24 protein-coding genes are annotated in these 21,468 nt (G+C 63.1%); 13 read left to right on the top strand and 11 right to left on the bottom strand.

The features are described 5' to 3' along the window. Positions 1–327: 327 nt before the first annotated feature. On the top strand, positions 328–894 hold the full coding sequence (locus ACIN8IBEIGE_RS06240; protein WP_160013888.1) for a LemA family protein: 567 nt from the start codon (positions 328–330) through the stop codon (positions 892–894). 1 nt (position 895) lies between these two features. Continuing rightward, the gene (locus ACIN8IBEIGE_RS06235) at positions 896–2,824 is read left to right on the top strand and encodes a DUF2207 domain-containing protein (RefSeq protein WP_160013887.1); all 1,929 of its coding nucleotides are present in this window, start codon (positions 896–898) and stop codon (positions 2,822–2,824) included. Positions 2,825–3,003: 179 nt separating this feature from the next. Here ACIN8IBEIGE_RS06235 and ACIN8IBEIGE_RS06230 read toward each other — a convergent pair whose 3' ends face one another. The 3 genes from ACIN8IBEIGE_RS06230 to folE2 all read right to left on the bottom strand — a co-directional run bounded on the left by ACIN8IBEIGE_RS06230 (position 3,004) and on the right by folE2 (position 4,685). Then, positions 3,004–3,240, bottom strand: a complete 237-nt coding sequence (locus tag ACIN8IBEIGE_RS06230) for a hypothetical protein (protein ID WP_090378522.1) — start codon at positions 3,238–3,240, stop codon at positions 3,004–3,006. Then, positions 3,237–3,731: a GNAT family N-acetyltransferase gene (locus ACIN8IBEIGE_RS06225; protein ID WP_160013886.1), complete on the bottom strand. Its 495-nt coding sequence runs from the start codon at positions 3,729–3,731 to the stop codon at positions 3,237–3,239. Before ACIN8IBEIGE_RS06225 ends, ACIN8IBEIGE_RS06230 begins: the two co-directional genes overlap by 4 nt. Positions 3,732–3,794: 63 nt before the next feature. Continuing rightward, a complete protein-coding gene (gene folE2 / locus ACIN8IBEIGE_RS06220; RefSeq protein ID WP_160013885.1) occupies positions 3,795–4,685 on the bottom strand; it encodes a GTP cyclohydrolase FolE2 in 891 nt (296 codons plus the stop codon). A gap of 76 nt (positions 4,686–4,761) precedes the next feature. Between folE2 and dksA the strand changes: the two genes are divergently transcribed. The 3 genes from dksA to ACIN8IBEIGE_RS06205 are packed head-to-tail and all read left to right on the top strand — an operon-like array spanning position 4,762 to position 7,044. Beyond that, positions 4,762–5,190 carry an RNA polymerase-binding protein DksA gene (gene dksA / locus ACIN8IBEIGE_RS06215; protein WP_160016322.1) on the top strand — a complete coding sequence of 143 codons (429 nt, stop codon included), beginning with the start codon at positions 4,762–4,764 and terminating at the stop codon, positions 5,188–5,190. 4 nt (positions 5,191–5,194) lie between these two features. Next, positions 5,195–6,400: a zinc metallochaperone GTPase ZigA gene (zigA, locus tag ACIN8IBEIGE_RS06210; RefSeq protein WP_160013884.1), complete on the top strand. Its 1,206-nt coding sequence runs from the start codon at positions 5,195–5,197 to the stop codon at positions 6,398–6,400. After that, positions 6,400–7,044 (top strand): DUF1826 domain-containing protein, encoded by a 645-nt coding sequence (locus ACIN8IBEIGE_RS06205; protein ID WP_160013883.1) that lies wholly within the window; start codon positions 6,400–6,402, stop codon positions 7,042–7,044. The genes zigA and ACIN8IBEIGE_RS06205 overlap by 1 nt, the downstream gene beginning before the upstream one ends. A 133-nt stretch (positions 7,045–7,177) precedes the next feature. Here the strand turns inward: ACIN8IBEIGE_RS06205 and ACIN8IBEIGE_RS06200 are convergent, their stop codons facing one another. Beyond that, on the bottom strand, positions 7,178–7,531 hold the full coding sequence (locus ACIN8IBEIGE_RS06200; RefSeq protein ID WP_160013882.1) for an NADH:ubiquinone oxidoreductase: 354 nt from the start codon (positions 7,529–7,531) through the stop codon (positions 7,178–7,180). Positions 7,532–7,674: 143 nt separating this feature from the next. Between ACIN8IBEIGE_RS06200 and ACIN8IBEIGE_RS06195 the strand changes: the two genes are divergently transcribed. Continuing rightward, entirely contained in the window at positions 7,675–8,667 is a 993-nt protein-coding gene (locus ACIN8IBEIGE_RS06195; RefSeq protein WP_160016321.1) for a GTP-binding protein, read from the top strand. On the opposite strand, the gene ACIN8IBEIGE_RS06190 is transcribed toward ACIN8IBEIGE_RS06195, so the two are convergent. Next, a complete protein-coding gene (locus tag ACIN8IBEIGE_RS06190; protein ID WP_160013881.1) occupies positions 8,632–8,991 on the bottom strand; it encodes a hypothetical protein in 360 nt (119 codons plus the stop codon). The genes ACIN8IBEIGE_RS06195 and ACIN8IBEIGE_RS06190 overlap by 36 nt on opposite strands. A gap of 112 nt (positions 8,992–9,103) precedes the next feature. On the opposite strand from ACIN8IBEIGE_RS06190, the gene ACIN8IBEIGE_RS06185 reads away from it, so the two are divergent. Both ACIN8IBEIGE_RS06185 and ACIN8IBEIGE_RS06180 read left to right on the top strand, forming a co-directional pair. Beyond that, positions 9,104–9,982 carry an alpha/beta fold hydrolase gene (locus ACIN8IBEIGE_RS06185; RefSeq protein ID WP_160013880.1) on the top strand — a complete coding sequence of 293 codons (879 nt, stop codon included), beginning with the start codon at positions 9,104–9,106 and terminating at the stop codon, positions 9,980–9,982. Between the two features lie 35 nt (positions 9,983–10,017). Beyond that, complete coding sequence (locus tag ACIN8IBEIGE_RS06180) at positions 10,018–10,359, top strand: hypothetical protein (protein ID WP_256665043.1); 342 nt, start codon at positions 10,018–10,020, stop codon at positions 10,357–10,359. A 39-nt stretch (positions 10,360–10,398) separates the two neighbouring features. On the opposite strand, the gene ACIN8IBEIGE_RS06175 is transcribed toward ACIN8IBEIGE_RS06180, so the two are convergent. Next, on the bottom strand, positions 10,399–10,803 hold the full coding sequence (locus tag ACIN8IBEIGE_RS06175; RefSeq protein WP_160013878.1) for a DUF3301 domain-containing protein: 405 nt from the start codon (positions 10,801–10,803) through the stop codon (positions 10,399–10,401). Positions 10,804–10,924: 121 nt separating this feature from the next. On the opposite strand from ACIN8IBEIGE_RS06175, the gene ACIN8IBEIGE_RS06170 reads away from it, so the two are divergent. Continuing rightward, entirely contained in the window at positions 10,925–11,458 is a 534-nt protein-coding gene (locus tag ACIN8IBEIGE_RS06170) for a zf-TFIIB domain-containing protein (protein WP_160013877.1), read from the top strand. Between the two features lie 3 nt (positions 11,459–11,461). On the opposite strand, the gene ACIN8IBEIGE_RS06165 is transcribed toward ACIN8IBEIGE_RS06170, so the two are convergent. The 5 genes from ACIN8IBEIGE_RS06165 to ACIN8IBEIGE_RS06145 all read right to left on the bottom strand — a co-directional run bounded on the left by ACIN8IBEIGE_RS06165 (position 11,462) and on the right by ACIN8IBEIGE_RS06145 (position 17,319). Beyond that, positions 11,462–13,000, bottom strand: coding sequence for a sensor domain-containing diguanylate cyclase (locus tag ACIN8IBEIGE_RS06165; protein ID WP_160013876.1), 1,539 nt, complete (start codon positions 12,998–13,000; stop codon positions 11,462–11,464). A 64-nt stretch (positions 13,001–13,064) separates the two neighbouring features. Next, entirely contained in the window at positions 13,065–13,550 is a 486-nt protein-coding gene (locus ACIN8IBEIGE_RS06160) for an acyl-CoA thioesterase (RefSeq protein ID WP_160013875.1), read from the bottom strand. 81 nt (positions 13,551–13,631) lie between these two features. Continuing rightward, on the bottom strand, positions 13,632–14,363 hold the full coding sequence (locus ACIN8IBEIGE_RS06155) for an ABC transporter substrate-binding protein (RefSeq protein ID WP_160013874.1): 732 nt from the start codon (positions 14,361–14,363) through the stop codon (positions 13,632–13,634). 55 nt (positions 14,364–14,418) lie between these two features. Continuing rightward, on the bottom strand, positions 14,419–15,798 hold the full coding sequence (locus ACIN8IBEIGE_RS06150) for a glutamine synthetase family protein (RefSeq protein WP_160013873.1): 1,380 nt from the start codon (positions 15,796–15,798) through the stop codon (positions 14,419–14,421). A gap of 129 nt (positions 15,799–15,927) precedes the next feature. Next, positions 15,928–17,319, bottom strand: a complete 1,392-nt coding sequence (locus ACIN8IBEIGE_RS06145) for an aspartate aminotransferase family protein (RefSeq protein ID WP_160013872.1) — start codon at positions 17,317–17,319, stop codon at positions 15,928–15,930. A gap of 122 nt (positions 17,320–17,441) precedes the next feature. Here ACIN8IBEIGE_RS06145 and ACIN8IBEIGE_RS06140 point away from each other — a divergent pair, with 122 nt between their 5' ends. From ACIN8IBEIGE_RS06140 to ACIN8IBEIGE_RS06125, 4 genes are all read left to right on the top strand, one after another. Further along, positions 17,442–18,212, top strand: a complete 771-nt coding sequence (locus tag ACIN8IBEIGE_RS06140) for an SDR family NAD(P)-dependent oxidoreductase (RefSeq protein WP_160013871.1) — start codon at positions 17,442–17,444, stop codon at positions 18,210–18,212. A 207-nt stretch (positions 18,213–18,419) separates the two neighbouring features. After that, positions 18,420–19,073 carry a GntR family transcriptional regulator gene (locus ACIN8IBEIGE_RS06135; protein ID WP_160013870.1) on the top strand — a complete coding sequence of 218 codons (654 nt, stop codon included), beginning with the start codon at positions 18,420–18,422 and terminating at the stop codon, positions 19,071–19,073. A gap of 81 nt (positions 19,074–19,154) precedes the next feature. After that, positions 19,155–20,759, top strand: a complete 1,605-nt coding sequence (locus ACIN8IBEIGE_RS06130) for a tetratricopeptide repeat-containing response regulator (protein WP_160013869.1) — start codon at positions 19,155–19,157, stop codon at positions 20,757–20,759. Beyond that, a complete protein-coding gene (locus ACIN8IBEIGE_RS06125) occupies positions 20,756–21,448 on the top strand; it encodes a sensor histidine kinase KdpD (RefSeq protein ID WP_160013868.1) in 693 nt (230 codons plus the stop codon). The genes ACIN8IBEIGE_RS06130 and ACIN8IBEIGE_RS06125 overlap by 4 nt, the downstream gene beginning before the upstream one ends. Positions 21,449–21,468 lie beyond the last annotated feature (20 nt).

Genomic DNA, 21,468 nt, shown 5'->3' with positions numbered 1-21,468 from the left:
GGCGATTGCCGGGTGCTGTCCGCCTTGCTGGCGTTACCGAGTGTGGCGCTGCGTGTGAGCGGGTGTGAAGTTGATCCGCTCGCTGGATCGCCACGGCTATGCTGAGTGCGTAATGCTCGGCCCTTTGTAGGGGCTGGCCAAGCCCGCGATTGGGCGGGTAGGTTGGGTCGGGCGGCGCTCCGTTGAGGAGCAACGCGACGAAGCCCAACAAGAAAGGTCAGGGTCTGTTGGGCTTAGCTGCGCTCAACGCCAACCTACGATTGATCACCTCACCAGCCGCAATTTAAACAGCGCTGTTTTTAATGATCGGCGACTCAAGGAGTGGCTATGCAAGGGGCGGGATTCTGGGTGGTGCTGGCGCTGTTGTTGGCGCTCGCTGGTTTGACGATTTATTACTACAACCGCCTGGTGTTCAACCGTGCGCGGGTGGCCGAGGCGTGGAGCGGTATCGACGTGCAGCTCAAGCGCCGCGCCAGCCTGATTCCGGCGCTGGTCGAATGCGTGCGTCAGTACATGAGCTACGAGCAGGGCGCCTTGCAGGCGCTGGTGCAGGAGCGTACGCGTGCGGTGCAGCTGGCCGATTCGCCACCGGGTGCGCGGGGCCCGGTAGAGGCGCATCTGGGTACGCAGCTGCGCCAGTTGTTTGCCTTGATCGAGGATTATCCTGCGCTCAAGGCCGATGGTCAGTTCCTTGATCTGCAGCGCAACATCAGCGAGGTCGAGGAGCATATCCAGATGGCTCGGCGTTATTACAACGGCGCGGTGCGCGAGTTGAATGTGCTGGTGGAATCGGTGCCGAGCAATCTGGTGGCGCGGCCCTTTGCCTTTACCCAGGCCGAGTACTTCAGCCTGGATGACCCGCGTGACGTCCAATCGCCAAAAATGGAGTTTTGACATGCTGCGAGTGCTGCGTTTTGCCCTGTTGAGCCTGTGCCTGCTGCCGCTGTGGGCAGCAGCAGCCGAGGTGATTGAAGACTTTGCCGTGACCCTGCAGGTGCAGGCGGACGGCAACCTGCTGGTGACCGAGCGGATTACCGTGCAGGCCGAAGGTGAGCAGATCAAGCGCGGGATCTACCGCGATCTGCCGGTCAGCTACAGCTTGCCCCTGGGCCTGTTGCAGAGCAGCCCGATCACCCTGCTTGGGGTGAGCCGCGACGGCCAGGCGGAGCGTGTGCGGGTCGAGCAGAACGGCAGCTGGGTACGCTATTACCTCGGCTCGGCCGACCATCTGCTGCAGCCAGGGCGCTATCAGTACGAACTGCGTTACCGGGTTGAGCGCCAGCTGTTGCACCACAGCAATACCGACGAGCTGTATTGGAACGTCACCGGTAATCAGTGGGTGTTCCCGATTCTTCAGGCCTCGGTCGAGGTCAAGCTGCCGCCGGGTGCGCGGATGGGTGATGTGGCCGCCTATACCGGGGCAGGTGGTGAGCAGGGCAAGGCCTATGAGGTGCTCGAACAGCGTGACGACTACCTGCGCCTGGCCACCAGCCAAGCCTTGCCGGCCTACCACGGCCTGACGGTCGCCGTGGATTGGCCAGCCGGCCTGGTGGCGCGGCCGGGTGTAATGCAGCGCCTGGGCTCGGTGCTGTTGGATAACCTTGGCCTGTGTCTGGGTGCGCTGCTGCTGGTCGGTCTGGTGATTTTTTACCTACGCGCCTGGGACCGGGTCGGCCGTGACCCGGAAAAAGGTCTGATCATTCCTCTGTTCGAAGCCCCGCGCGGCATGAGCGCGGTGCAGGCCGGCTACCTCTGGCATCGCGGTTTCAAAGGGGCTTATCAGGATGCGCGGGCGTTCAGTGTGTGGCTCACCGATATGGCCATACGCAAGCACCTGCATCTCGAAGACAAACCGCGTGGTGGCGGTTTTAGCCTGGCCCGCGGCACGGGTGAGCGCGCCGACTTTAGCGAGGGTGATCGCGACCTGCGCAAGCGCCTGTTTCCGGCCAACAAGGAAGGTATCGCCCTGGAGATTGGCAGCGACTACGAGCCGCGCCTGGCCGATGCCGTGGCCGGGTTGCACACTCAACTGCAAACCCAGGGCAAGGCCTGGTTCAGCAATAACCGCGGCATCTGGACCTGGGGCCTGATCTGGGCGGTGGTTGGTTGCCTAGTGATGGTGCTGACCGGCGCGCGTGGCGAAGACGATGTGGCCGCCGGCCTGGCGGGTGTGGTGTTCACCCTGGGCTTTGGCGTGCCGTCGCTGTTTGTGCTGTACATGGCCTGGAACCAGCCCAGTTTGGGCAAGCAGATCGGCCTGGGCCTGGCGGGCTTGATGTTTGTCTGGCCGGTACCGATTGGCTTGTGGATGCTCAGTGATGCGGCGTCGGTGCCAGCCTTGCTGCTGCTCTGCGTCTATGTGCTGGTGGTGGTGCTGTTCTATCACCTGCTACCGGCGCCATCGGTTGAAGGGCGGCGTTTGCTCGATCAGCTGGAAGGCTACCGTGACTACCTGCAACTGGCGGAAAGCGACGCACTGGCCCTGGCCGGCAATGCCCCGGCGATGAGCATTGCGCTGTACGAAAAACACCTGCCTTACGCCATGGCCCTCGGCGTGGAGGACAAGTGGAGCGCGCGTTTCAGCGCGGCATTGGCCAATGGCCTGATCGATCCGGCGCAGCGTGACTATCAACCGGACTGGTACCACAGCCGCAGCTCATTCAGCACACCACTGGCGATGAGCGCTGCTCTGGCTGCTGGCCTGAGCAGCGCCACGGCACTGGCTTCATCGCCACCGTCGAGCAGTTCCTCGGGTGGCGGCGGTTCATCCGGCGGCGGTTCGTCAGGTGGTGGCGGCGGTGGCGGAGGCGGAGGCGGTTGGTAGAGCGCTCTTGTGGGAGGGGCTTTCGCCTCGGGCATCCTGCTTCGCGATCCACAGGGATGTGGTGCATGCCGCAAGCCGGCCGGGAGCCGGCGCGGCGCTACCTCCTGCACCCATGCAGTCGTAGCCGCGATTAACGGTAGTCGCGGCTAAAGCCCCTCCCACACATGGCATCAGCAACACTAGGGCTTGCGGGTTTCCTGCAGCTTGGCCAGCAAGGCTTCGCTTTTTTCCAGCTGCTCGGCTTCGCTGAGCTGCGGGTTTTCCAACACGCTGTCGAGCTGTGCGATCAACTCGCTCTGCCGGTTGATTCGCTCATCGAGTTTTTCCAGCTTGCGCTGGTTGTGCCAGCTCCACAGCGCCAGGGCGCAGGCTGCCAGCACCACGGCGGTCAGCACGATAATCGTCAGGGTGTTCATCGCCGCTCCAGAGTTTTGCCCATCAGCATGCGCGGCAACATAACAGCGCCGCGTGTCACCGTCTGTGCCTGCTGCACAGAAAATCCCTGGCTGGCAAAAAACGCCTGGGCCACCAGGCTGGCTTCGGTATGCAGCGTGTGCACACCAGCCTCCCGCAGGCGTTGTTCGGCAGCGGCATACAAGGCGCTGGCGACACCTTGGCGGACATGGCTGGGCGCGCAGTACAGCAGGTCGATATGCCCATCCAGGCTAAAGCCGATAAAACCAGCTATAGCGCCGCCATCTTCGGCGATAAGTAACTCAAGTGGGGCCAAACGAGTTTGCCAGGCGGGCATGTCCGCAACCTCTGGCGCCCAGGCCTGACGCTGCGCGGCGTTGTAGTGCGGGGCGGTCAGCTGATTGACCGAGGCTTGAAATAACGCGACCAGGGCGGGTAGATCCTGGGGTTGGTAGGCCCGTAAGTTGAACGCGGCGGACGGCTGGGGTGTCATCGAGTGGTCTGCAATTGGGTTTACCGGGCAGGTTAGCGCCGCGTATGGGCCCGGTAAATCGCTTCAGCGCCAGTTCCAGCGGCTGACGGCGACGGCATCGTGAGCGTGCAGGCTTTCCGCGTGCACCACGCGCAGCTGAAAGGCGCTGAACGCCAGTTGTTTACGCAAGGCGCTGTGCAGGCGGCGAGCGGCGTCTTCGCAGAACATCAGGTTTTGTCCGTTGGCCAGGGCAAAGGCCTGCTCATCGGCGCGTTTCACCGCAGTCTGCACGGCGGTGCCGAGGGCCTGTTCGGCGGCGTCGATCAGCTCAACCAGCGGCAACTCCGCGCTGTCGCTGTGCAGGCGCACTTGCAAAGTGGCGTAGCTGCGCTGGCTGTGCGGCGTGGCGACTATACCCTGGGGCGAGCCGAGCCAGGCCAGCAGTTGTGCGTGGTCCAGCGGCTGGTTGGCGAAGTCCTCGATAAAGCGCTGCTGAATCAGCTGGCGCGCCAGGGCAGCGGAGCACGGGCAGGTCGAGGAATAGGCTACTTCTACCTGCAGTTCCACGTGAAACCCCCATAGATCCTGGCGTGCACGCACTTCGAAGGGGTAGGACTTCCACCCGGCGAGGGGGCTGACCAGCGTTGGGCGACTAAGCAAGGCCTCGCCACGCAAGGCAATGGACGCCTGTTGTGACAGGTCCTGGTGGCTGTCCAGAAACTCGTTCAGCAGCTGCCGCAGCGTCGTCGTGCTCAGTTCGCAGTGTTCCAGCCCATGCAGCGCCAGATATAGGCGCGAAATATGAATGCCGCGGGCATTGCCATCATCCAGGCTGACCCCGATATCGGCGTGGACCTGGATGCGTTGCCCAGCCAGGTTGATCGGCAGCGCGATGCTCTGCATGCCTACCCAGTCAAGCGTCTGTGGGTTGGCAGGCGCTTGTGTGGCTATGTCGGGCAAAGTCAGTGCGTTCATCAGAAATCAGCCGCTCGGTGAAGGATTTAAATGTTATGTTATAACAAGTAAATTACAAAGCCAGTTAATCCTGATGATGACCGAAACACCACTCACCCACGCCGAACTGCTCGCTCAGCCGGCGGATGACTATATGAACGCCGCGCAGCAGCAGTTCTTCCGCACGTTGCTGCTCAGCCAGCGTGATGAACTGCAGAACCGTATTGCCGAGGAGTTCGAAACCCTGCGCGAACGCGAAACCAGCAGCGACCCCGCCGACATTGGCAGCGCCGAAGAGCAGCGCCAGTGGCAGCTGCGTCTGCTGGAGCGGGAAAAGAGGCTGCTCGACAAGATCGATGAAGCCCTCGATCGCCTGGCCCGTGGTGAGTACGGCTGGTGCGTGGAAACCGGCGAGCCGATCGGCCTCAAGCGCCTGCTGCTACGGCCCACTGCGAGCCTGTGCATCGAAGCCAAAGAGCGTCAGGAACAACGTGAAAAACACCTGCGCCACGCTGATGGAGACTGAAACCATGACCAATCGCCTTCCTGTAACCGTGCTGTCCGGCTTTCTCGGTGCCGGTAAAAGCACCCTGCTCAATGCCATTCTGAAAAACCGCCAGGGCTTGAAAGTGGCGGTAATCGTCAACGATATGAGCGAGATCAATATCGATGGAAGCGAAGTTCAGCGTGATGTCAGCCTGAACCGCGCTGAAGAAAAGCTAGTGGAAATGAGCAACGGCTGCATCTGCTGCACCCTGCGCGAAGACTTGCTGGAAGAAGTCGGCCGCCTGGCCCGTGATGGCCGTTTCGACTATCTGCTGATCGAATCCACCGGGATCAGCGAGCCGCTGCCGGTGGCCGAGACCTTCACCTTCCGTGGCGAAGACGGCCAGAGCCTGGCCGATGTAGCGCGCCTGGACACCATGGTCACGGTGGTCGACGGGGTGAACTTCCTGCGCGACTTCCACGAGGCCGAAAGCCTGGCCAGCCGCGGCGAAACCCTGGGTGAAGAGGATGAGCGCTCAATCACCGACCTGCTGATCGAGCAGGTGGAATTCGCCGATGTACTGTTGATCAGCAAGATCGACCTGATCAGCAGCCATGAGCGCGAGGAGCTGATGGCCATTCTCAAGGGCCTGAATACCCACGCCGAAATCGTGCCGATGGCCATGGGTGCGGTGCCGCTGGAGAAGATCCTCAACACTGGCCGTTTCGACTTCGAGCGCGCCGCCCAGGCGCCGGGCTGGCTTAAGGAGTTGCGTGGTGAGCATGTGCCGGAAACCGAGGAGTACGGCATTGCCTCCAGCGCTTACCGGGCGCGCAAGCCGCTGCATCCCGAGCGCTTCTTCAACTTTATCAACCGTGAATGGAGCAATGGCCGTCTGCTGCGCAGCAAGGGCTTCTTCTGGCTGGCCAGCAAGTATCAGGAAGCCGGCAGCTGGTCCCAGGCCGGCGGTCTGATGCGCCATGGTTTTGCCGGGCGCTGGTGGCGTTTCGTACCTAAGGCGCAATGGCCGACCGACGAAGAAGGGCTGCAGGCGATCATGAAAAACTGGCAGGCCCAGACCGGCGACTGCCGCCAGGAGCTGGTATTTATCGGCCAGAATATCGACTTCGCTCGACTGACCGCCGAGCTGGATGCCTGCCTGCTCACCGAGGCGGAAATGGCCCTCGGTGTTGATGCCTGGCGCGCGCTGCCTGACCCCTTCGGGCCCTGGCATGAGGAGGCCGCCTGATGCTGGCGCCTGTACTGCGTCAACCGTTGCAGCAGGTTCGCAGCGAGCAGATTGATGTATTCGGTGAGGTGCTGCGTGATGAGGTCAACCTGGCGCTCTGGCAGCGCCAGCTGCCCGCGCCGATCAGCGATTTTGCCAACGCCCTGTTAGCCCAGGGCGAGGCGCTGGGCCAATCCATGGTGCTGGAGTTGGCCAGCCCGGAGAGCGAGCCGAGCCTCAGTGGTCTGGTTGATGGCTATAGTGATCTGTCGGGCCAGGCGGCCTTTTTGCAGGATGTCAGCTGGCTGGTCAGCGCTTTTGCCTGCCTGTTCGACGCCACACGTATCGGCCTGCGCCTACGCATTCTCGACAAGGCCATGTGCCCGCGTTTTCACGTTGATCATGTGCCGGTGCGCTTGATTACCAGCTATGCCGGGATAGGCAGTGAATGGCTGGAAGAGGGCGTGATGGCGCGCCGTCGCCTTGGCGATCCGGCGGCTGAGCCCGATGATGCTGCGCTGATCAAGCGTGCCGAGAGCGGGCATGTGCTGCTGGCCAAGGGCGAGAAATGGATCGGCAACGAGGGCGGCGGGCTGATTCACCGCTCGCCGCAACCGCCGGCCGGTGAGCGGCGCTTGTTGCTGACGCTGGATTGGCTGGCCTGAATTCAGGCAAAAAAATAGGCTGCGCAGACAGCAGCCTTAAGCACCAGAAAGGCACACCGGCGCGTGACCCGGCATGCAGGGGTGAGGTACCCAAGGCCACTAGAACATAGACGGGGTTACGTTTTGATGACGGCTAGCGCGCCATCCACACGCCCTTGCTCTGCTGCTCGCAGAAGGGCTTGAGATAGGTGGCGTCGCTGGCAACGCCGTAATAATGCACATCCTGCTTATAGGGCGTGCCGCCGACTGTTGAGTTGCGGCACACACCGAAGGAACCCATTGGGCACTGCTCGACAAACTCCACCTCTACTTTCTGCCCTTTTAGCTGCGGCTGGCAGAAACCAGTGCGGAATAGGTTGGGTGGGATGCTGCGGTTCTGCTGGCATACCTTCACATCCAGGCGCTCAGCCTGGCTATGCACCACACAGGCTTCACCCCAGGCCAGGCCGGACAGTGCGAACAGGCTCAGCAGCAGAAAAACACGCATCAATTGACCCTCTGAAAATATGCCGGCGACTCTAGCATGCTGTTTTTAATCAGTCTGCGTAGGGCCGCATCCTCCGACGCTGTACGCCGTTAGAATGGCCGCAGCTGAAATCTTCCTCTCGATGGACAGTGGCCGCACCGATCATGCTGAACAATATCCCTACCCATGTCATTGCCGGGCCGCTCGGTGCCGGCAAGACCAGCCTGATCCGTAATCTGCTGGCGCAGCGCCCGGCTGATGAACGCTGGGCGGTGCTGATCAACGAGTTCGGCCTGGTTGGCCTGGACGCCGCCCTGCTGACCAGCGATGACGACGGCATTGCCATGGGAGAAGTGGCGGGCGGCTGTCTGTGTTGCGTCAACGGCGTGCCGTTTCAGGTTGGCCTCAGCCGCCTGCTGCGTAAGGCCAAACCGCATCGCCTGCTGATCGAGCCATCCGGCCTCGGTCATCCCCTGCAACTGCTTGAGCAGCTGGGCGCCGCGCCCTGGGCTGGCGTGCTGGCGGTGCAGGAGCCGTTGCTGGTGCTGGATGCTCAGGCCCTGACGGCAGGTGAAGCGCTGCCGGAGAGCCAGCAGGCGACGCTTGGCCGCGCCGGCTTGTTGCTACTGAACAAGGCCGAAGGGCTGGATGATGCGAGCAAGTCGCGCATCCAGGCGCAGTTGCCGCCGCGACCGATCTACTGGACCCGTCAGGGCGCATTGCCGCTGGCAGCGCTTCCCGGCGTTAACGCCCAGGCCGATAGCCACGATGCGCTGGATAACCTGCCCACGGCCGCGGCGCCATTGCCGCAACTGTGGCGCAGCCCAAGCGAGCCGATCTGCCAGGTGCAACAGCAGGCAGAAGGCTGGAGTATCGGCTGGCGCTGGCACCCCAGCCAGCAGTTCGACCTGCTGCGGGTGCAGCAGTGGCTGAGCGGCTTGCCCTGGCGCCGTGCCAAGCTGGTGTTGAATACCAACGCCGGCTGGCTGTCCGCCAACGCTCTCAACGGTGCAGCGCTGCACTGGCAAAACAGCGAATGGCGTAAGGACTCGCGGCTAGAGCTGATCTTCAGCGAGGCGCAGGAGGTGTCGGCGTTGCAGGCCGGGTTTGCCGCCTGTGTATTAGCGCCAGAGCATTTCGGCCAGGCTGCCAAATAGCAGAATCAGCACGGCCAGGGCGCTGAGACGTAAAGCCTGGGGTGAGACGAGCCACTGCAGCACCTGCTGTTTGGGGGCTTCGCGCAGTGCATGCCACTCTTGATGGAACACCGGGTCGATGCGCAGGGCAAATATTCTGTCGCGGTACAACAGGTGACGTGCGTGGCGCATCTGGCTGTAAAGCGGCAGGCGAATGGCAAAGTGCAGTTCGCCGTCTGCGGCGCGTCCCATGGCCAGTACATGGCAGTCGATGCCGGCGCTGCTGAGCTGTTCTTGCAGGTGCTCGATAAAGCCGGCGTGGCTGGATTCCAGTAAAACAAACACCCTGACGTCCTCCCTGATAGGTTTGCGCTCAGCATGCCGGAGTCAGATAGAACTGACGAGTCGTCAGGTTACGCTGATAATTCCGCTTAATGAATTCACGCAAGGCACGCCCATGCACCTTCTTCCCTGGTCCCACGACAGCCGCGCCGGCTTTACCATGCGTGGCTGGTATACGCCGCCTACGGGCAAACCTGTGTTGCATTTTCTGCATGGCAACGGCTATTGCGGGCGAGTGTATACGCCAATGCTGGCGCTATTGGCCGAGGATTTCGACCTGTGGTTGTGCGACGTGCAGGGCCATGGTGAGACTGATCACGGCGGGCGTTTCCATGGCTGGAACCGCAGTGCCGAGCTGGCGGTAGAAGCGTTTACCGCCGGTCGCGAGCGCTTTGCCGATGCCCCGGCTTATGCGTTGGGCCACAGTTTTGGCGGGGTGCTGACCAGCCTGATGCTGGCCCAGCAGCCACAGTTGTTTCAGCGCGCGGTGTTGCTCGATCCGGTGCTGTTCAGCCCGGCGATGATCGGGGTGATGGCCTTGTCCGATGTGGTCGGCTTAAGCCGGCGCACCACCCTGGCCAGCAAGGCGCTCAAGCGTCGCAGCAGCTGGCCGGATCGCGCCGCCGCCCACGCGGCACTGCATGGCCGTGGAATGTTCCGCGGCTGGACCGAAGAGGCCTTTTCCGCCTATATCCAGCATGCATTGAAGGACAGCGACAAGGGCGCCGAGCTGCGCTGCCGGCCGAGCCGCGAGGCGGATATCTTCAGCTCATTCCCCAAGCGCCTGTGGCCGTCGCTGGGCAAAGTCACCACCCCGACCCAGGTGCTCTATGGCGAGGGCAGCTACCCCTTTGTGGCCAAGTCGGTGGCCCGTTGGTGCGCCAGCAATGGGCATGTCAGTGGCCATGTAGTGCCCGGCGGGCACTGCTTTATGCAGGAGCAGCCGGAGGCCGCTGCAGCGCGTGTTAGCGACTTTCTGCTGCAGCGTGGCTGAGCATGCAGGCCGCGACTCGGGAGGACGTCTGGTTGATGTTGTCCGATCTGTGGCTGGATACCGAGCTGGATCAGCGCTGGCTGGCAGGGATTGCTGATGTGTTGCGGCGTAGCGGCCTGAGCAGGGCGCAGCTGGAGGCAGTCTTGTTGTATGAAGTGGCCCCCGTGGTCTGGCTCAATCACTGGAACTTTACCGGTGTGTGGGGCGGCTTCGATTCGCAGTGGTTGCTCGCCGGTTGCCGGCGCAACCAGCAGCGCGGGCGTTGGCATCGCTACAAATGCCGGCTGTTGCGCTGGCCGATGACCTACGGCTGCCAGAGTGAATGGCAGCAGATTCTCGGGTACTTGGCCGAGCCACCTGCGGGCAGTACGACTTAGCGCTTTGGCAGTGCGCCTGTGGTGAGTGAGGCGGTGTTTTCAGTGACGCGGGCTGCTGTCGTCGGGCAAATGACGCTGGCTGCGCCACTGCTCCATTTCAATCACCTGGGCACTGTCTGCCGGCGGTTCGCGGAAGGGGTGGGCCGCCAGTTCGATACGCCCCACCTGCTTGCCGAATATGACGATGCTGCCGGCGTGGCGCTGCTCACCGGTGACCGTGAATTCGAAGCCATACACTCGCGCCAGGCGCTTGCGTCCGCGCGCATCGGGCAACAGGGCGAGCCGGCGTAGGGCAACATTGCCATCGAGTAACTCCACATCGGCCTTGGCGCAGTGCTGCTGCACCAGGGTCAACGCGCGCTCACGCAGACCATGGGCATGCCATAGCCAGGCGCACGCGGTGGCGAACAGCATCAGCAGAAATACATCGAAGAGGTCGATCATGGCGGCTCCGGTGGCAGAGTGCAGAGCTTAACCGATTGCCGCACAGTTCTTGGTGCTGGGCTTGTCGCCGTTAAGCAGTTGCTTTAGCGTCCGCGCACGCCAATCCGAAAAGGAATTTCCCATGCAGTGCCCTGCCTGCCGTACCACCCCGTTGCAACCCACCAAGCTGGATGACGGCCTGCTGGCCCACGGCTGCCCACAGTGCTCTGGCGCTCTGGTGGCCTTGTTGTATTACCGTGATTGGGCTGAGCGTCAGCCGCAGAACGATGAGCCGCAGGCGCAAGTTGCCGTCGAGGCGGCCAGCGAGAGCCAGCAGGCCCTGAGCTGCCCAAAATGCGCCAAATTGATGAGCAAATTCCAGATCAGCGGCACCCACGGCAACCGCCTGGATCTGTGCAGCAGCTGTGATGAGGCCTGGCTGGATAACGGCGAATGGCAACTGCTCAAGGCGCTGGAGCTCAGCCACAAGATGCCGAGCATCTTCACCGAAGCCTGGCAGCGCAAGGTACGCCAGCAAGCCTCCGAGGAGGCGCGTCGGCAGCGCTTCACCCGCCTGGTCGGGGAGGAAGCCATTGCCCGCGCGGACGATATTCGCAGCTGGCTGAAGGACCACCCGCAGCGGCGCGAGCTGCTGTTCTATATCGGTCACGAGTGACCGTCATTCCTCTGGAGCAATACGGTTACGCCCTTGCGCTTTGGCGTTGTACACCTGGGTGTCGGCGCGCTGTAGCAGCTGCTCCAGGGTTTCATGCGGACGGCTGCTGGCCAGGCCGATGCTGACGCTGATGCTCAACGGGCCTTGAACCGTGTCGATGGGGTGCGTGTGCAGGTCGCCGCGCAGGCGTTCCAGGCGCTGTTGCGCGGCGTTGAGGTCGCTGTCGGGGAGGAGGATGACGAACTCCTCACCACCAAAGCGGGCGAACAGGTCGGTGCTGCGCGCCTGCTGGCGGCACAGTTCGCTGAATGCCACCAGCACCTGATCGCCGACGGCATGGCCGTACTGATCATTGACCTGTTTGAAGTGGTCGAGGTCGAGCATCGCCAGGCACAGCGGTGTGCCTTGGCGCTGGCTGCGCTGCAGTTCGTGTTCGGCGCGTTGCTGAAAGGCGCGGCGGTTGAGCGCGTTGGTCAGCGGGTCGGTGGTGGCGAGCTGGCGCAGCTGTTCTTCCAGGGCCTTGCGCTGGCTGACATCGCGGATTTCGGCAACCTGCTGCTGGGCTTCGGCCAGGCGCGCGATGCTCAACTCGGCGGAGAACGGCTGGCCGTCAGCGCGTTGGGCAAGGAGGTCGTGGGGACGGCCGTCGGCCTGTTGCAGCAGGTCGCTGAGCGGCTGTTGGCTGCTGCTGTCGAATAGCCGCGATAGCGGTTGGCCGAGCAGTTGTTCACGGGTTTGCGCAAACAGCTGTTCCAGCTTGGGGTTGCTGTCGATGATGCGTTCGCCGTCGAGCACCATCACTCCGGCGTTGCTCACGCTCATCAGACGTTCAAAGCGCTCGGCGTTGGCGGCCGCCTGCTGGGCGTTGCGCTGGCTGTCGGCGAGGATGCGGCGCATGGTCAGCAGCACCAGGCCGACCAGAGCCATAAGCCACAGGGGAATGCCGAAGTTGTAGGGCAGCAGGTAGCTTACCGAGCGCGTGACGTCGTCATGGACGATGCCTTGCAGGCCATCGTGCAGGCCAATCACGCCGCGCAGCAGGGTGACCAGGGCATAACCCAGCAAGGCGATGGCGACAAACTGGCAGACACCGCGCAGTTCCACCTCGCTGGGTGCACACCATAGCGCCCAGCAGGCCTGCAGCGGCAGTAGGCCGCCAATGGCGGCGTACAGGGCGACGAGGTATTCCGAGTTGATGGGGCTTAGCCACCAGTGCCAGCTCAGGACCAGGCTCATCAGCCCGGCGCTGGCGGGGACGGTCCACCAGGGCAGTGGCTGGCCGAGAAAGCGGAACACACCGAGCAGGATGAGCGCCTCTCCGGCTAGTTGCAGGGCATTGCCGAGAATGTTCAGCAGTTTGCTGCCACTGACCATAAATCCCATAAACAGCAGGATGCCGATGATCAGGGTCCAGCTGCCCAGCATCCACAGGCCGGGGCCCCGGTAGGGGCGGGAGAAATACCAGAGTCCACTGCAGGCTATGGCGCTCGCCAGCATCAGGTTAAGACCCAGCAGCATGGGGGAAAAATACAGGCTTTCCATGGCCTTACTCGGTGTTATGCGCAGGGCGCGATTGTGCCGGGGACGTGTGTGGTTGTCTGCTCGCTCAGCTTTTTTCTTCGTTCAGCGCCTGGTAACGCTGTTGCAGTTCGTGGCGGATCTGTCGACGCTGCAGGGCCTGGCGCTGGCGGCGTTCAGCGTCGGCGGTGGCAGGCTCGAGGGCGGGAATCGGCGCGGGTTTACCGTGCTCATCCACGGCCACCATGGTGAAGAAGCAGCTGTTGGTGTGGCGCACGGAGCGTTCGCGGATATTTTCCGTGATCACCTTGATGCCGACTTCCATTGAGGTGCGTCCGGAGTAATTGACCGAGGCGAGAAAGGTCACCAACTCGCCGACGTGGATCGGCTCGCGGAAGATCACCTGGTCCACTGACAGGGTCACCACGTAGCAGCCGGCATAGCGGCTGGCGCAGGCATAGGCGACTTCATCGAGGTATTTGAGCAGGGTGCCGCCGTGCACATTGCCGGAGAAATTGGCCATGTCCGGGGTCATCAGTACGGTCATCGTCAGCTGGGCGTTTCCGGGTTCCATAGCGGGCTCTGTGCGGGGATTTGCCCAACCATAGCAGCTGGCGTGTGCCGTTGGCTGCGTTTAAGGCAGCTTGGCGCTGCGTTAGGGCAGGTTGAACTGCTGGCGCAGCTGGCTTAACTGCGCGGCTTCCTCGAGTAGAAAACGGTCAAAGCGTTTGATCAGTTCGGCGTGTTTGTAGCTGCTCAGGTGGAAGCTGGTGTTGACCTGGGGTAACTGTGGGTCGAGCTGCACGTGTGCGGCGTCGAGGCCCAGTTGGCGCAACTGGTGCTGCACCACCTGTGGGTTGGCGTAGATGGCATCCAGGCGGTTGCGCTCGAGCATGCGGATCAGGCTGTGGATATCCTGAACTTCCACCAGTTCTACGCCGCTCTTGGCCAGGACAGGCTGCCAAGCCTCGGCGGTAAAGCCACGGACGATGCCCAGGCGTTTGACCACAGCCAGGCCCTTGCCCAGTCGCTCAGGGCGGACCAGGGTGGCGTCGACAACCTGCACCACCGGCTGGCTGTAATACAGCGTCTGGCCATCGCGGGCTTCGCGCGGCCAGGCTGGGTTGTCGGGGAACAGCAGGTCGAGGTTCTGCTCGCTGAGCAAATTGCGGTACAGGCGGTTGACCGGTTGCGGGCGCAGTTCCAGCTCAAGGCCTTCGCGCTTGGCAAAGGCTTGCAGCAGGGCGATGCAGTAGCCATCGAAGCCCTGACCCTCTACTGCGCTGTAATAGGGGTAGTAGTCGTGATTCTCCAAGCCCACGCGCAACGGTTCGGCCGTTGCGAGTGCGCTGTACAGCCAGCAGGCCAGGATAATGCAGAGGCGCATGGGCCACTCCAGGGTGCTCCGAATCTGTACAGCGTAGCTGGTGGCACTTCAGCCGTCAGGCATGGGTCAGGTACCAGCGCCAGTCCTGCTCGCCGACTTCACCGACGAACTGGCGGAACTCTTCCCACTTGATCGCCAGGAAGATCTTCAGGAAGTCCTCGCCCAGGGCCTCCTTGGCCCAGGCCGACTGTTCCAGGTTACGCAGCGCGGTCAGCCAGTCGGTCGGCAGGGTTTCGCGAGCCTGCTCGTAACCGTTGCCGATGATCTCCTCGCCCGGATCGATCTGCTCGCGAATGCCCTTGTGGATACCCGCCAGGATCGCCGCGGCGGCCAGGTAGGGGTTGGCATCGGCGCCGCAGATGCGGTGCTCCACATGGCGGCTCTTGGCCGGGCCGCCGGGTACGCGGAACGACACGGTGCGGTTGTTCACGCCCCAGCTCTTGGCCAGCGGCGCGTAGCTGTTGGCCTGAAAGCGGCGGTAGGAGTTGGCGTTGGGGCAGAAGATCGCCAGCGCGTCGTTGAGCGTGGCCATCATGCCGCCGATGGCGTGTCTTAGGAGCGTGCCGGGCCCGCCTTCAAGGTCAGAAAGTTCCGAGGCCATCAGGTTGTTGCCTTCAGCGTCCGCCAGGCTGACGTGCATATGCATCCCGCTGCCGGCCAGGTCGCCAAATGGCTTGGCCATAAAGCAGGCCTGCAACCCGTGCTTGTTGGCCACGCCCTTGACCAGGCGCTTGTAGCGCACGCCTTCATCCACCGCTTGCAGCGCGTCAAAGCGGTGCTCCAGGGTCAGCTCCAGCTGGCCGGGCGCGTATTCAGAGATCGCCGTGCGCACTGGCAGGCCCTGTACTTCGCAGGCGGCGTAGAGGTCGTTGAGGAAGGCTTGCTGCTGCTCCAGCTCCAGTACGCCATACACCTGCGGTGCCTGCGGGCGCACGCCGTTGGCTTGCAGCGCCGGCTGCGGACGGCCGTTGGCGTCGCGGGTCTTGTCCAGCAGGTAGAACTCCAGCTCCACCGCCATTACCGGGTGATAGCCATCGGCCTTGAGCGCGTCAATGGCGCGGATTAGCACATGCCGCGGATCAGCGGGCGCGGCCGGCAGGCCCTGGGTCGGGTGCATGCTTACCTGCAGCTGGCCAGTGGGCGTGGCACGCCAGGGTTGCAGGGTCAGGCTGCCGGGCAGCGGGTAGGTCCAGCAGTCGGCATCGGCGACTTCCCAGACCAGGCCGCTGGCCTCGACGTCCTCGCCCTGGATGGTCAGCGAGAGGATGGAGCTGGGCAGCGGGCGGCCGTTCTCGAAGATTGGCAGCAGCTCATCGCGGTGCAGCAGCTTGCCGCGTGGGATGCCGTTGGCGTCGATCAGCATCAGCTCGATCAGGCGCACCTCGGGGTGTTGCTCGAGGAAGTCGCGGGCTTCCTGGGGATGGGCGAATTGCATGGTGGTGTCTCACCTAGTGGGCACGCTGTGCCCTGGGCGTAGGGTGGATGGCGCTTTATCCATCCACCGGGGTCTTGAATGTCGGTATGGCCTGTTGGTGGATGAAAAGAGCGTCATCCACCCTACGGGTCACTCGCGGGCGCCGGGGATGGCCAGCAGCTCGGTGATGGCCTGGTCGAGCATGCTGATCAGCTTGTCCACATCGGCCTCGGTGGTGCTCGGGCAGCACAGGGTCATGTTGTGGAACGGGGTGATCAGGATGCCGCGGTTGATCAGGTACAGGTGGATGGCCATCTGCAGCTCATCGTGGAAGGCGGCTTCGGCCTCGGCGCCGCTCTTCGGCGACACCGGGCAGAACTGGAACTCGCTGCGCGCGCCCAGTTCGGTGACCGACCACTTCAGGTCATGTTTGTTGATCAGGCTGCGGAAACCATCGGCCAGGCGCTTGGCCAGCGGCAGCATGTGGTTGTAGGCCGCCGGGGTCATCACCTGCTCCAGGTTGGCGCGCATGCAGTGCATGGCCAGGGCGTTGGCCGACAGGGTGGTGCCCATGCCGCTATGGCCGTGGCCATGGCTGTTCTCGCTGGCGCGTTGGCGCGCGGCGCTCATCGCCTCGGCCATCGCCGCGCTGCAGCCGAAGATGCCGCAGGGCACGCCGCCGGCGATCGGCTTGCCGACCACGAAGAAGTCCGGGTCGAGGTTCCACAGTTTCGTGCAGCCGCCGATGTCGGTGGAGATGGTGTGGGTCTCGTCGATGATCAGCAGCGCGCCGTACTTGCGGGTCAGCTCGCGGCACTTCTGCATAAAGCCCGGCTCGGGCAGGACCATGCCGATATTGGTCATCGCCGGCTCGCAGAGCAGGGCGCAGACGTCGCCTTGGGCCAGTGCCGCTTCCAGGGCCGCGACATCGTTGAACGGGATCGAGCGGCTGTACTGGGTCAGGTCATAGGCCTGGCCAACCAGGCCGGAGCGCGGCACGGTCTCGCCGTCGCGGTAGCGCACCATCACGTCGTCGACGGTGCCGTGGTAGCAGCCGTCGAACACCAGCAGGGTCTTGCGCTGGGTGATCTCGCGCGCCCAGCGCAGCACATAGCGATTCGAATCTGTTGCTGTGGCAGTGACCTGCCAGAACGGCAGGCCGAAGCGCGCGGCCAGCAACTCGCCGCAGACCACGGCGTCCTCGCCCGGCAGCATGGTGGTCAGGCCGTTGTTGCCCTGCTCACTGATGGCCTTGGCGATCGGATCCGGCGAGTGGCCGAACATGGTGCCGGTGTCGCCCAGGCAGAAGTCGATGTGCTCATGGCCGTCGACGTCGTAGAAGCGTGCGCCCTTGGCCCGTTCGACGAACAGCGGCACCGGGGTCGACCAGTCGGCCATCCAGTGCATCGGAACGCCGCCGTACAGGGAGTTGCGCGCACGCTCGGCCAGAGCCACGGATTTCGGGTTGCGCGCGATAAAACGCTCACGCTCGCGCTGGGCGAAGGCTTCTACGGCGGATGGGCTGATACCACTGGCAGTCATGTTGAACACCTCGTTCGAATATCTGCACATGCTATTTTGTGATCACAAAAAACTCAAGCGTTGGTTTAATACCGCTTTATTGCTAAATTATCGCCATATTTGTGATCACAGGATGCTGCGTAATGGACTTTCAGCAACAGGTCGCGCTGATCAGCGGCGCGGGCAGTGAATCGGGTATTGGCCTGGCGATCGCCCGTCGTCTGGGTCGTGCCGGGGCGCGGGTGCTGCTGACTGCCAGCAGTGCGCGGGTCGAGCAACGCGTCGCCGAGTTATGCGCTGAAGGTATTCAAGCACGGGGTCGCGCCGCTGACCTCACCGATGAACAGCAGGTCGGTGAATTGCTCGACTGGGCGCAGGCGCAGTGGGGGCAGATCGACATTCTGGTCAACAACGCGGGCATGGCCATGCAAGGCAGCCCTGAGCCATTCGCCGAGCTGGCGGACATGGATTTGATGACGTGGAACCTGTCCATCGCGCGCAATCTCGGTACGGCGTTTCTGCTCACTCGCGCGGTGCTGCCGGGCATGCGGGCGCGCGGTTACGGGCGCATCGTCAATATCAGCTCGACCACCGGCACCCGCGGCAGCAACCCCGGCGAGGCGGCCTACAGTGCAGCCAAGGCCGGTATGCTCGGCCTGAGCATGGGCCTGGCGCTGGAAGTGGCCAAGCAGGGCATCACGGTCAACAGCGTGGCGCCGGGCTGGATTGCCACCGGTTCGAGTACCGAAGAAGAGCGCCATGCGGCGCAATACACGCCGATGCGTCGCGCCGGGCGGCCAGAAGAAGTGGCTGCCGCCGTGGTCTTTCTCGCGTCGCCCGAGGCTAGCTATATCACTGGTGAAGTGCTGGTAGTGGATGGTGGCAACTGTCTTATTGAAAACAAGGCCCCCTGAGCGTTTCTGCGTCGGTCAGGCGTTGTTGCAGGAAGGCTCGAAAATGCTCATTGACTGCAGTCAACTCCGCTTTTCAAGCCTCCCTGCGCCTAGCCTGCCTCTAGCAGAACCTCTCAGGTCAATTTCTAAACATCGGAGAATTACATGCGCAACTGCTCGCTGACCCTCGCTCAACTTCCTGCACCACCGGCGCGTGGGTGATTGACCATGGCCGACAATCTGCAGGAACAGCTCTACCAACGTATTCGTGAAAGCCTGCTGGCGGGGCGCTTCCAGCCTGGCCAGCGCTTGAAAATCCGTGACCTGGCGGCCGAGTGGGGCACCAGCCCGATGCCGGTACGCGCCGCTTTGCAGCGTCTGGTGGCCGAAGGCGCGCTGGAAGGCGAGCCACAGCGCTCGGTGCGCGTGCCGCCGATGACCCGCGAGCGCTACGAGCATATCTTCCAGGTGCGCCTGGGCCTTGAAGGCCTGGCTGTGGAACTGGCCACCCCGCGCCTGACGCCCGCCGATCTGGCCGCATTGCGCGACTGCGTGGCGCGCATGGATCAGGCCATCGAACAGCGGCAGATCCAGGCGTACCTGAATGCCAACAGCCAGTTTCACCTGCACCTCTACAGCGCCTGCGGCAACCCGGTGTTGCTGCGCTCAATCGAATCGCTGTGGTTGCAGGTCGGGCCCTTCTTCAACCGCCTGTTCACCGGCGCCGACCTGTCGCTGCGCCTCAATGACTTTCACGAAGAAGCCTTTGTCGCCATCGAAGCCGGTGATGCCAAGGCCGCGCGCCACGCCATGGAGCAGGATCTGCAGTATTTCGCGCGCTTTCTGCTCAACCTGCTCGACCTTGAATCCGGCCAACGCTGAACTGACTCTGACGCGCTGGCAGCAGGTGGGCCGGCAACTACACTGATGCAACTCCGACCCTGCAGTGCAAGGATTCTTTCGATGCTGGATTACGGCAACAAGCGCTTTCTGATTGTCGATGACTTCTCCGACTTCCGCAGCTCGGTCAAGGCCATGCTGCGCGACCTCGGCGCGCGCGATGTGGACACCGCCGACCGCGGCGAAGAAACCCTGACGCTTTGCCGCAACAAGCGCTACGACATCATCCTGCATGACTACAACCTGGGCGGCGGCAAGAACGGTCAGCAGGTGCTGGAAGAACTGATCGCCGGCAAGCTGATCAGTCATCAGTGCATCTTCGTCATGGTCACCGCCGAAAGCAGCCAGGCCATGGTGCTTAGCGCCCTGGAGCACGAGCCCGATGCCTACCTGACCAAACCGTTCAACCGCGCCAGCCTCGACCAGCGCCTGGACAAGCTGGCCGAGCGCAAGAACGCCCTCAAAGGAATTCTCCAGGGCCTCGACAAGCAAGACTCGGCTGCTGTGCTGACGGCTTGTAACGAGCTGAGCCAGCAGGACAAACGCTACCTGCCGCTGTGCCAGCGTTACAAGGCCGGTGCCCTGCGCGAGCTGGGGCGTAACGATGAACTGGAGCAGTTGCTCAATAGCGTGCTGGCCGAGCGGCCGCTGCCCTGGGCGCAGATTGCGCTGGCCAGTCTGTTGCACAAGCGCGGCGAGTTGAGCCGCGCGCAGACCCTCTATGAAAAGGGTTTGCAGCTGTTCCCGATGATGCCGGCACTGTATGACGGCCTGGCCGCCGTGCTGTTGGCCCAGGGTGAGAGCCAGCGCGCCCAGCAAGCCCTGGAAGATGCCGTGAAGCTCGCGCCGCTGGCGATCCGACGGCAGATGCAACTGGGCAAGCTGGCCTTGGATAACCAGGACTATGACAGCGCTGGTAAGGCCTACCGCCAAGCCATGGAACAGGGCCGCACCTCCAAGTTCAAAAGCCCGGAAAACTACCTCGGCCTGGCCCAGGCGATCACCGCCCAGGCCGGTGATGGCGCGCTCGACAAGCGTCTGCAGATCGAGGTCAACCAGGCCCTCGGCGAGTTGGACAAGACCTACGCCAATGACCCCAATGTGCAGGTGCGTTCACGCCTGGCCCTGGCCAGCAGCCTGAATAAATCCGGGGAACCCAAGCGCGCCGCGCAACTGGCCGCCGAAGCCGCCGCCGCGATGGAAAAGCTGCCGCAACTGTTTGCCGCCGATACCGCCCTCAGCGTCGCCAGTCAGTTGCGCGCGCTGGGCCAGACGGAGGCCAGTGATGCGTTGTTGAAAAGCTGTGTCGAGGTCTACGGCGACGATCCTCAGGTGATGCAGGGCGTGGCTCGGCAGACCGACAACGCCGACATTCTCTCCGGCGGCAAAGAGGCCGTTGAGCTCAACCGCCAGGGCGTACGCTGCTACCAGCAGAAGCAGTTCGACGAGGCGCTCAGGCTTTTCCGTCAGGCCTTTGCCCTGCAGCCGAAAAACATCAGCATCGCCCTCAATACCGCGCAATCACTGCTGCAATCGGCGGGCGGCGAAATGTCGCCGGCCCTGCTGGACGAATGTCGATGCTGCCTGGAAGTGGTCAGCCAGATGCCCGAGACCGATGCCCGGCATGCGCGCTACCTGCAACTGCAGCGGCGGGCGTCCGGCCAATGAATGATTCCCCAGGCGGACTGGATTTCTCCACGGTGATCGCCTCCACCGTGCACGACATGAAAAACTCTCTGGCCATGCTGACCCGCGCCCATGCGCAGTGGCAGGCGCAGCTTCCGCCGGAGCAGCAACAGGCCAGCGAGCAGGGGGTGATCGAGTACGAGTTTGCCCGCCTCAACGGCATGCTGGTGCAGCTGCTCGGCCTGTATAAGCTCGGCGTCAACCAGCTGCCCATGCGCCCCGGTTATCACGAGCTTGAGGATTTTCTCCAGGCGCAGCTGGCGCGGCATTTCGAGGTGCTGCAAAGCCGGCAGATCAGCGCCCGCTGCGAGGTGGAAAGCTTCGATCTGATGGGTTTCTTCGATGAAGAACTGCTCGGCTCGGTGGTCGCCAATATCATCACCAACTCCATCCGCTACGCCCACAGTGCCTTGCTGATCCGGGCCTGGGAGGAAGGCGGCCAGCTGGTGCTGGCGATCTGCGACGACGGCCAGGGCTACCCGCAGGAGATGCTCAACCAGCAATCCAACTACGTCCTCGGCCTCAAGCACAGCACCGGCAGCACCGGCCTGGGCCTGTACTTCGCCGGCCGCATCGCCGAACTGCATGAGCGCAATGGCGTGCGCGGCCATATCGAACTGGCCAACGGCGCGCCGCTGGGTGGTGGAGTGTTTCGGATTTATTTGCCTTGAGGGGCGATTGCCCCTGAACC

This window comes from Pseudomonas sp. 8BK (assembly GCF_902506475.1).
GTDB classification, from domain to species: Bacteria; Pseudomonadota; Gammaproteobacteria; order Pseudomonadales; family Pseudomonadaceae; genus Aquipseudomonas; species Aquipseudomonas anguilliseptica.
Note: the sequence above shows the minus strand (reverse complement) of the source record. Positions and strands in the feature narration are given on the sequence as shown.